The organism is Bombilactobacillus bombi (assembly GCF_013607485.1).
GTDB lineage: Bacteria > Bacillota > Bacilli > Lactobacillales > Lactobacillaceae > Bombilactobacillus > Bombilactobacillus bombi_A.
Genome location: NZ_SCHP01000043.1, coordinates 1 through 9,459 on the forward strand (window position 1 = coordinate 1; position 9,459 = coordinate 9,459).

The following is a 9,459-nucleotide window of genomic DNA, read 5'->3' on the forward strand; positions in this document are numbered from 1 at the left end:
GTGGGCTCGGAGATGTGTAAAAGAGACAGAGCTTGAGAAGCCATATATCCAGCAACAAATCCAGGCATTAAAGCCGGAACATCAGCCATAGAAACTGCAATATAAGCAGCTAAAACTGGTATTAAAAAACTAAAAGCATAATTGCCAATTCCATTTAAGAAAAGAAAAGTTGTAGATTTAGGCCCTACAATATTTTCTAGCAAGAAAGAAAGAGCCATTAAGATACCACCACCGACAACAAATGGTAGCATATGCGAAACACCATTCATTAAATCAGCGTAGACACGTGACCAAAGTGATTTCTCATCTTCAGTATTAGTAGAATCGCTAGCACCAGCTTCTGAAGGATCAGCATGATAAATTGGAGCTTCACCATTTTCAACTTTTTGAATTAATTCAGCAGCTTTATTGATACCATCAATAACTGGACGATTTAATAAAGGTTTGCCATCAAAGCGGGGCATCTCAACTTTTTTGTCGGCAGTAAGAATGACACCATCAGCACGTTTAATTTCATCAGCTGTGAGGCGGTTTTTAACACCCTCAGAGCCATTAGTTTCAACACGAATATCAACGCCCAATTTTTCAGCTTGTTCCTTTAAAGCGGCTTCAGCCATATAGGTATGGGCAATTCCATTTGGGCAAGCTGATACAGCAACAATAAAGCCCTTGTGTTGAGTTGCTGTTTCATCTGCAGCATCTTTTTGTGCAGCTTGTTTAGCTGCATCGGCTTGCTCTTTAGCTTCTTTAGCAGCTTCAGCTTGATCAAAGAGGGTTTGAACTTCTTCTGGAGTAGTGGCTTTTTTAAGATCAGCAACCAGTTGAGGATTGATTAACAGTGAAGATAAGGCAGCTAAAGCCTGTAAATGTAAACTATCGGCACCATCGGGAGCTGCAATCATGAAAAAGAGATTAACAGGGTTGCCATCTAGTGCATCATAGTCAACACCTTGATTACTTTTAGCAAACATTACCGTTGCTTTTTTTACAGCCTTGTCGCGTGCATGGGGCATTGCAATACCATCACCAATTCCGGTACTGGTTTCTGCTTCGCGCTTTAGAATATCTGCTTTAAATAGCTGTACATCGTCAATGACATCATGTTTTTTATAATTGTCAATCATTTCATCAATAGCAGCCTCTTTAGTGGTTGCTTTAAGATCCATGATCATGACATCTTTGCGAAGTAATTCTTTAAGATCCATCAATTTTTCCTCACTTTTTATTGGATTTTAGTAATATTAATTTTTTGATAAACTTCTTTAATTTTTTTACTATCAGCTAAATCTTCACTGAATGCAGTAGCAGAACCACAGGCAGCACCTTGATGGAAACTTTCAATTGGATCTTGGGTTTTCATAAATGTACCTACAAACCCAGCTATCATTGAGTCTCCAGCACCAACGGAATTTTTAACAACATCCTTAGGTGCGTTGCACTGATACGCGTGTTCAGTTGTTACTAAAAGCGCTCCAGCGCCCGCCATAGAAACTAAGGCATGTTGGGCACCTTGCTGCAGTAACTTTCTGGCTGCAGTGATTATTGATTGAGTATCGTTAAAGGTAGTGTGAAATAAATCTGCCAATTCATGGTGATTAGGTTTAATTACTAAGGGATGCAAAGGTAAAGTATCTAAAAGAGCTTGTCCAGTAGTATCAATAACAAAATCACCACCTTGTTTAATAACTATTTTAGCGATATCTAAATAAAAATCATTATCTAAATTAGGCGGTAGGCTGCCAGCCATAACCACTACATCACCAGCATGAACTTGTTGAACTTTTTTCAAAAGTGCTGCTTTTTCAGCGGGAGTAATAGTTGGACCTTGACCATTTATTTCAGTTTCTTCCTCTTGAGCTTTAACTTTAACATTAATCCGTGTATCGCCACTAACAGGAACAAAATCAGTGCTTAATTCGTTTTGTGCTAGTAAAGATTCAAATAATTTTCCAGTTGCTCCGCCAACAAAACCCCAGGCAATTGAATTCATATTTAATTGCTGTAAGATCCGAGAAACATTGATGCCTTTGCCACCAGGAAGTTTAAAGTCAGCACTAGTGCGATTAACAGCTCCTAAATTCAGTTGCTGTAACTGCAAAACATAGTCAATTGAAGGATTTGCAGTAAGGGTATAAATCATTTCTTAACCTCCATTATTTTAGTATAGTGCCTTAATTGCTGATAAGCAGCAGTTGTCAAATGATCAGTGATCAAATCAGCATCCGCTAGCTCAGCAAATTTGCTGAAGCGAGTTTGTTGATATTTAGAACTATCAGCTAAAATATAGGCCTGGTCTGCTTGTCTAATTACAAGACTTTTAACGGCAGACTCATCGGGGTCAGGAGTTGTATAACCATGAACACTATCAAAACCATTAGTTCCCATAAAAGCCCGATCTAAGTGACAATTGTTTAAATAGGTCAGAACATTAGCCCCAACAGTTGCTTTTGTTAAAGCTCTTAAAGAACCGCCTAAAACAATAGTTCTAATTTGAAAATCAGCTAAGAGCGATCCATTATCAACGCTATTAGTAACTACCAATAAGTGTTTTAGATGAGTTAATTCTGGAATCATTTTTTGCACGGTAGTTCCAGAATCTAAAAAAATCACTTCATTATCTTGAACTAAAGTTACAGCATACTGAGCGATTAACTGTTTTTGTGGCAGTGATAAGCGTTGCCGTTGAGCGACTTTAGGTTCCTCGGATAGACTAGAATTAGTTGTCTTGCAACCACCGTGAATACGGATTAGTAATTGCTTTTTTTCTAAATGTACCAAATCTCGTCTAATTGTCGAAACCGAAGCATTAGTAAGCCGAACAAGGTCCTGAATGGTTAAAACATGACTACTCTTTAATTGCTGTAAGATCAGTTGGTGGCGCCGTTCTGTAATCACTTACACTCACCTCACAAAAATATCATACACTATTTTTGTTCAAAAGCAATCAAAATAAACCAAAATAGTTCAAAAAAATTCTAAATATATTTAAAGAGGATAATTATCATATTAATCTTTAAGTATGGTAAAATATTTGATTGATAAGAAGCATTGGAGGAACTACATGTTTGTAGATAATGTAACAATTACAGTTAAAGCAGGAAAAGGTGGCGATGGCGCAGTGGCCTTTCGCCATGAAAAATATGTACCGAATGGCGGCCCAGCCGGTGGCGATGGCGGTAATGGCGGTAGTATTATATTAAAAGTAGATCCAGGATTAAGAACATTAATGGATTTTCGTTATCAGCGCCACTTTAAAGCCTCAGCGGGCGGTAATGGTATGATTAAGTCAATGCATGGTGCAAATGCTAAAGATGTTTATATTAGTGTGCCGCCTGGGACGATAGTTACCGACTTGGATAGTGGGGAAGTTTTAGGTGATTTGACCCAAGATCAACAAGAATTAATAGTCGCTAAAGGCGGTCATGGCGGCCGAGGCAATATTCATTTTGCTAATTCGCGGAACACTGCTCCGGAAATAGCTGAAAATGGCCGCTTGGGTGAACAACGGGCTATTAAGTTAGAATTACGGGTAATAGCTGATGTGGGCCTGGTTGGATTGCCTTCCGTTGGTAAATCCACTTTATTAGCAGTAGCAACGGCTGCCAAACCTAAAATTGCAGCTTATCATTTTACAACTTTAACGCCTAATTTAGGTATGGTACAACTTGAAGACGGCCGTGATTTTGTTTTAGCTGATCTACCCGGGTTAATTGCTGGTGCCTCACAAGGAGTAGGCTTAGGATTTCAATTTTTGCGCCATGTTGAAAGAACTCGAGTAATTTTACATTTGGTGGAAATGGATCCTAATAATGGTCGTAATCCAGTAGAAGATTATCAGCAGATTTTGCAAGAGTTAAAAAATTATGATCCGCAAATTTTACAGCGACCACAAGTTATAGTGGCTACAAAAATGGATTTAACTGGTTCTGAGCAGTGTTTGGCGGAATTTAAGAAGACGCTACAATTATCAGATGAACAAATTTTTCCAATTTCTAGTGTGACTCATCAAGGAGTACGGGAAGTGTTATTGCATACAGCAGAGTTATTAACATCCCTGCCTGAACAATCCGCTAATGTTGAACCAGAAAGTGACAAAGTTTATCAATATCAATCTGATAAGGATACAGAAATTAAGATTACAGCACTTGATGATCATACTTATCAAGTTATTAGTCCAGCAGTGAGTGAACTTTTACAGCGCAGTAATTTAAATTATCAGGATGGGATCATGCGCTTTGCTCGTAAATTGCAAAAAATGGGTGTTGATGAAGCTCTTCAAAAAGCGGGAGCTCAAACTGGTGATACTGTGGTTATTGATGATTTTGAATTTGATTTTATGTAAAGTTGTGGAGTAGGATTAAAGTGAATAACAATCAAAAACCCCGTCGTTATATTACTGGTTTTGACGGTTTACGGACAATAGGCGTTTTTGGAGTAATTTTATACCATTTAAATCCGGAGGTTTTTGCTGGTGGATATTTAGGAGTGCCAATTTTTTTGGTACTGACGGGTTATTTAATTACTGATCAAGTATTACGTTCGTTACGTCGACAAGGTACTTTTGATTTTACTAGGTATTATCTCAAAAGAATTAAGCGCTTGTATCCTGGATTATTGCTGATGCTTTTCAGTGCTAGTTCTTATATAGTTTTATTCCAAAAAAATTTATTAGTTAATTTGCGGGCAATTTTTATTTCTAATGTACTAAATGTTTACAATTTTTGGCAGATTGCCCATGGTCAATCATATTTTGAACGCTTTGCTGGAAATCAATCGCCTTTTACTCATATGTGGACTTTATCCATTCAGGGACAATTTTATTTTCTTTGGCCCTTGATTTTAGTATTTTTGTTAAAATTGATTTCTGAAAAACGAGTAGTACTTTTAACATTAATAGCCATGATTTTATCAGCACTCTTGATGGCTGGACTTTATAACCCCCAAACAGACCCTAGTCGGGTATATTATGGAACAGACACAAGGATGTTTTCCCTCCTAAGCGGCTGCTTATTAGCTTTTATTTGGCCCAGTGATCATCTCCGATTGAATATTCGAACCGGAGATAAAATTCTTTTGGATGTTGTAGGTGCAGCTAGTTTCTTGATAATGTTGCTATTCATTTTAAAAATGAAGGCAACCCAGCCCTTAGTTTATCGTGGGGGAATGTTTATCTTTTCCATTGTAACAACTATTTTTATTGCCACGATTGCCCACCCAGCTTCTATTTGGAACCAACTTTTGACCAATAAGGTTTTTAGTGAAGTTGGTAAATTAAGTTATGGTATCTATCTGTATCAATTTCCTGTAATGATTTTTTTTGAAGCAAAGGTCATGAACTTAGCGGATCATCGCTTTTTATACCCGGTTATCGAATTTTGTTTAATTATTCTAATTAGCTGTTTATCATATTATTTCATTGAGCAGCCCTTAGCTCAGCAAAATTGGAAAAAGTTGTGCTCACAAGTGCGTACTTCAAAAAAAGTTAGTGCTAAACTGACAGTAATGGTTGTGCTTTTGCTTTGTTTAGGCGGATTTTATGGCTTAACTCAATCAAGTTCGGCTTCCACCAAAGATGTTAATCATGGTACGCTAGCTCAAAAAATTAAAAAAAATCATTTGCAAAACAATAAAAATAATCAGCGTATTCTTAATAAAATACAAGACCATTCCCAACCTAAGACTAGTAAAACTAGGAATAAGCGTATTAAAAAATGGCAAAAGGGTGCCAAGAAACATCCTGTCAATCTCGCTTATCAAAAAATGGGAATTTCACAATTTGATTTGCAGCGAGCTCAAGATTTATCAGTCTTAGCGATTGGCGATTCTGTTATGGTTGATGGCTCAAATGGTTTGCGAAAGATATTTCCTAATATGCTCATTAATGCAGATGTTAGCCGTGGTATTGAAGTGGCTATTAACCTTTTGGAAGATTATAAAAAGCAGCATTTATTGCCTAAAGTACTGCTTATTGGCATGGGCACTAATGGCATGATTAGTCCTCAACAAGTTCAACATGTTATGAAGCTTGCTGGCTCCCAATGCCAAGTGTTTTGGATTAATGTGCATGTTCCTACTCGTTCTTGGGAAAGACCAGTCAATACTGTGTTAAAACAAGCAGCTAAGCAAACCAAAAATTTGCATATTATTGATTGGTATCAATATGCACATCAACATCCGGAATGGTTTTTTGACGACCAAGTCCATACTAATGATCTAGGCTCAAAACACTATAGTTATTTTATTGCTCGACAAATTTTAAAAAATACCAAATATTAAAGATACGGAAGTAAGAAATGGAATTAGAATTTTTAGGAACTGGTGCTGGCTCACCATCACGCAGCCGTAATGTTAGCAGCGTGGCACTCAAGCTTTTAAACGAACGTAATGAAATTTGGCTTTTTGATGCTGGCGAAGCTACCCAGCAGCAAATATTAGCAACCACGATTCGCCCGCGTAAAATCAATAAAATCTTTATTACACATTTACATGGTGACCATATTTTTGGATTGCCCGGACTTTTATCATCTCGATCTTTTCAAGGCGGCGGTACTCCTTTGGATTTATATGGTCCAGTAGGCATCAAAAAATTTATTCAAACTACTTTAAATTTATCAGATAGTCATTTGGGATACCCGATTAACTATCATGAAATTAATCAAGTTGGTACTATTTTTGAAGATTCGACTTTTAAAGTTATTTGTGGAAAGTTAGACCATCGAGTAATTTCTTATGGATATCGAATTGAAGAAAAGCCCCATCCAGGAGAACTATTAGTGCATAAATTACAGCAGTACCATATTCCTAATGGTCCTTTGTGGGGCAAGTTAAAACAAGGCCAAGTAATAACTTTAGACGATGGTACTCTTATAGATGGTCGCGATTTTTTAGGTCCTAAACAAGCTGGAAGAATTGTTACTATTTTAGGAGATACTCGCTATACACCGGAAAGTATTAACCTAGCTAGTCAAGCGGATGTTTTGGTTCATGAAAGCACTTTATCCGGAGCTGAAGAAAAATTAGCTCGTCAACATTTTCATTCCACAAGTAAACAAGCTGCAATGGTTGCCCAAAAAGCATGTGTCAACCAACTATTGCTAACACATATTTCGGCACGCTATGTGGGTAATAAATTTTATGAATTACTGAATGATGCCCGCAAAGTTTTTCCTAAAAGTTATGTGGTAAAAGATTTTGACCGATTTCCTATAAAATTTAAACGACAGGAGTAATGTTGCTATGAATATTACCGAATTGCGGGATTTAACTGCTAAAAATATCATTGTTACTGGCGCTTCTTCTGGTATTGGCCAAAAAGCGGCTTTAAAGTTAGCTTATAAAAATGCTAATCTGATTTTAATTGCTCGTCGTCAAGATCGCTTAGAAAGTTTGCAGCGGCAGTGTCAGGCCTTAAGTTCTGGAACTGTTGAATATGTTGTTCTCGACATTAGTATTGCTAAACATGTTCAAGAAACAATTGCCACAATTATAGAGAAATATCAGCATATTGATGTGTTAATTAATGCAGCTGGTTTTGGTGATTTTACTACCTTTGTGCAAACTGATTATTCTTTATGGAATAAGATGTTTAAAGTCAATGTTTTAGGTACAATGTTGATGACGCGTTATGTCGCTAGCAATATGATTGAACAGCAATTAGGTCAAATTATTAATTTAGGATCAATGGGGGGAAAAATTGCAACTCCTAAATCAGCCATTTATTCAGCTACTAAGGCAGCAGTAATTGCTTTTTCCAATAGTTTACGTTTGGAGCTGCGCCCCTTTAATATCCAAGTAACAACTATTAATCCAGGGCCAGTCAAAACCGACTTTTTTAAAATAGCTGACCATACAGGTGGCTACGTTCAATCTGTTGGTGCTTTGATGCTTGATCCTGATCAGTTAGCTCAAAAAATTGTTCAAAGCATTGGCCGGCCCATACGAGAGATTAATGTTCCGCATTTGATGCAATTAGGGCATATTTTTTATGAAATCATGCCCCATGTGGGTGATTATGTTACACAACATATTGGTAATAAAAAATAATTAGTCAACATTATTATCAATAAACTTGAGAAAATTTAAAAAAATCCTTGCCCTAATTTGAATTTGATAGTAACATATCATAGGTATGGTACTGACAAATATTAGTATTTTATGTATCTGTAAGAGTAATCTTAAAAAAGGAGATAATTAAATATGGCTGTTCCAGCAAGAAAAACTTCAAAACAAAAAAAGCGCCAACGTCGGGGACATATCAAATTAAGTCAACCGAATATTCAATTTGACGTTACAACTGGTGAATATCGGATGAATCATCATGTTTCACCTAAGGGCTACTACAAAGGTCGCCAAGTAGTTAACGCTAACCAAAGTAATAATTAGTATAAGAGGGCAGATTAAAACTTTTTAGTCTGTCTTTTCTTTATCTAAAATAGATTTAGGTGAAAAAATGAAAAATAATTTCAAATTAGTCTTATTATTGCCTATAATATTGCTGATGACAGCCTGTTCCCGCAACTTTTTGTCTACTGATCAGCAAAATTACTATGCTGATGAGATGGTAACGGTGATTAAGGGAAAAACACATCCCCAAGCTAAAGTTAGTTATCAGTTAGATTCTCAAGCACAATTTCATCAAGCTGTTAATCATGATGGCTCTTTTGCCATTAATATTGCTCGAGCACCGCAAAAGCAGCGTGTAACTATTAAGAGTAATTATCACCAGCAGCGCTTGTCACAAGTAGTGCAAATTACAAAATCTAAAGCTATAATGCCCTATCAAGCTTTTGCCCAAAAGTATAATTATTTATTAATGGCTCAACAACAAAAGCCTACTTTGGATTTAAATTTAAATAACAAAATGAAAAATATTGTGCAAATGCCACAACAAACAATCAGAATTAATGTTCAACAACATCAATTAATGGCAATGACCTTAATTTATCCCTTAAAAGTTATTAAAACTAAAAGCGGTATGAGTACTACAGCTAAGTCAATTGTAACCATGAGTGAGTTAGTTGGTGCTAATGGACGTAGTGTATTGAAACAATTAAGCAAACAAATGCGAGCAGCAAAGAAAAATCAAACTTCACTCAAGACTATCACTTCTAATGGTAAGCAATTTAAATTAGGAGTATCTAGTAGTAAATTTTATTTATATATAACGCGTTAGATTCAAGAGATCTTAAAAACCATATAAAAAAGGATAGCCCACAGGTTATCCTTTTTTAGTGTCAGCTTTGAGTACGTTTGGCAAAAGACATAAGATAATGCCAAAAATTACTGAAACAATCAAAGCGTTCATTGGATTATATGCAGCACTGACAAGCGATGAACCAATAAAACCAATTACTTGACCATAAATGATTGTCCAGAAAATGACTACGAGATATTTCATAACATCCATCTCACTTTCATAGAAGCATTCTAACATATAATTTAGAGCCTTTCTAGAAGTTT

10 protein-coding genes are annotated in these 9,459 nt (G+C 36.3%); 6 read left to right on the forward strand and 4 right to left on the reverse strand.

Features of this window, described 5'->3' with window-relative positions; genetic code table 11:
- The 3 genes from EQ827_RS06960 to EQ827_RS06970 form a co-directional block, all read right to left on the reverse strand.
- Nucleotides 1-1,205: fructose PTS transporter subunit IIA (locus EQ827_RS06960; protein WP_181190281.1), on the reverse strand; the 1,205-nt coding region annotated here is incomplete at its 3' end.
- A gap of 17 nt (nt 1,206-1,222) precedes the next feature.
- Entirely contained in the window at nt 1,223-2,140 is a 918-nt protein-coding gene (gene pfkB / locus EQ827_RS06965; RefSeq protein WP_181190282.1) for a 1-phosphofructokinase, read from the reverse strand.
- Nucleotides 2,137-2,895, reverse strand: a complete 759-nt coding sequence (locus EQ827_RS06970) for a DeoR/GlpR family DNA-binding transcription regulator (RefSeq protein ID WP_181190283.1) — start codon at nt 2,893-2,895, stop codon at nt 2,137-2,139. The genes pfkB and EQ827_RS06970 overlap by 4 nt, the downstream gene beginning before the upstream one ends.
- Before the next feature lie 166 nt (nt 2,896-3,061).
- On the opposite strand from EQ827_RS06970, the gene obgE reads away from it, so the two are divergent.
- The 6 genes from obgE (at nt 3,062) to EQ827_RS07000 (ending at nt 9,172) form a co-directional block, all read left to right on the forward strand.
- Nucleotides 3,062-4,342, forward strand: coding sequence for a GTPase ObgE (gene obgE, locus EQ827_RS06975; protein WP_181190284.1), 1,281 nt, complete (start codon nt 3,062-3,064; stop codon nt 4,340-4,342).
- Between the two features lie 20 nt (nt 4,343-4,362).
- A complete protein-coding gene (locus EQ827_RS06980) occupies nt 4,363-6,276 on the forward strand; it encodes an acyltransferase family protein (protein ID WP_181190285.1) in 1,914 nt (637 codons plus the stop codon).
- A gap of 17 nt (nt 6,277-6,293) precedes the next feature.
- Nucleotides 6,294-7,229 carry a ribonuclease Z gene (gene rnz, locus EQ827_RS06985; RefSeq protein WP_181190286.1) on the forward strand — a complete coding sequence of 312 codons (936 nt, stop codon included), beginning with the start codon at nt 6,294-6,296 and terminating at the stop codon, nt 7,227-7,229.
- Between the two features lie 7 nt (nt 7,230-7,236).
- Complete coding sequence (locus EQ827_RS06990) at nt 7,237-8,043, forward strand: SDR family NAD(P)-dependent oxidoreductase (protein WP_258231814.1); 807 nt, start codon at nt 7,237-7,239, stop codon at nt 8,041-8,043.
- Nucleotides 8,044-8,196: 153 nt separating this feature from the next.
- Nucleotides 8,197-8,382 (forward strand): 50S ribosomal protein L32, encoded by a 186-nt coding sequence (gene rpmF / locus EQ827_RS06995; protein WP_181190287.1) that lies wholly within the window; start codon nt 8,197-8,199, stop codon nt 8,380-8,382.
- Nucleotides 8,383-8,449: 67 nt separating this feature from the next.
- A complete protein-coding gene (locus tag EQ827_RS07000) occupies nt 8,450-9,172 on the forward strand; it encodes a hypothetical protein (RefSeq protein WP_181190288.1) in 723 nt (240 codons plus the stop codon).
- Nucleotides 9,173-9,217: 45 nt separating this feature from the next.
- Here the strand turns inward: EQ827_RS07000 and EQ827_RS07005 are convergent.
- Nucleotides 9,218-9,459: YjzD family protein (locus EQ827_RS07005; RefSeq protein WP_258231815.1), on the reverse strand; the 242-nt coding region annotated here is incomplete at its 5' end.

Excerpts from the sequence above, each read along its gene's own strand:
- pfkB (WP_181190282.1), bottom strand. The coding sequence starts at position 2,140 with ATGATTTATACCCTTACTGCAAATCCTTCAATTGACTATGTTTTGCAG.
- obgE (WP_181190284.1), top strand. The coding sequence starts at position 3,062 with ATGTTTGTAGATAATGTAACAATTACAGTTAAAGCAGGAAAAGGTGGC.
- rnz (WP_181190286.1), top strand. The coding sequence starts at position 6,294 with ATGGAATTAGAATTTTTAGGAACTGGTGCTGGCTCACCATCACGCAGC.
- EQ827_RS06990 (WP_258231814.1), top strand. The coding sequence starts at position 7,237 with ATGAATATTACCGAATTGCGGGATTTAACTGCTAAAAATATCATTGTT.
- rpmF (WP_181190287.1), top strand. The coding sequence starts at position 8,197 with ATGGCTGTTCCAGCAAGAAAAACTTCAAAACAAAAAAAGCGCCAACGT.
- EQ827_RS07000 (WP_181190288.1), top strand. The coding sequence starts at position 8,450 with ATGAAAAATAATTTCAAATTAGTCTTATTATTGCCTATAATATTGCTG.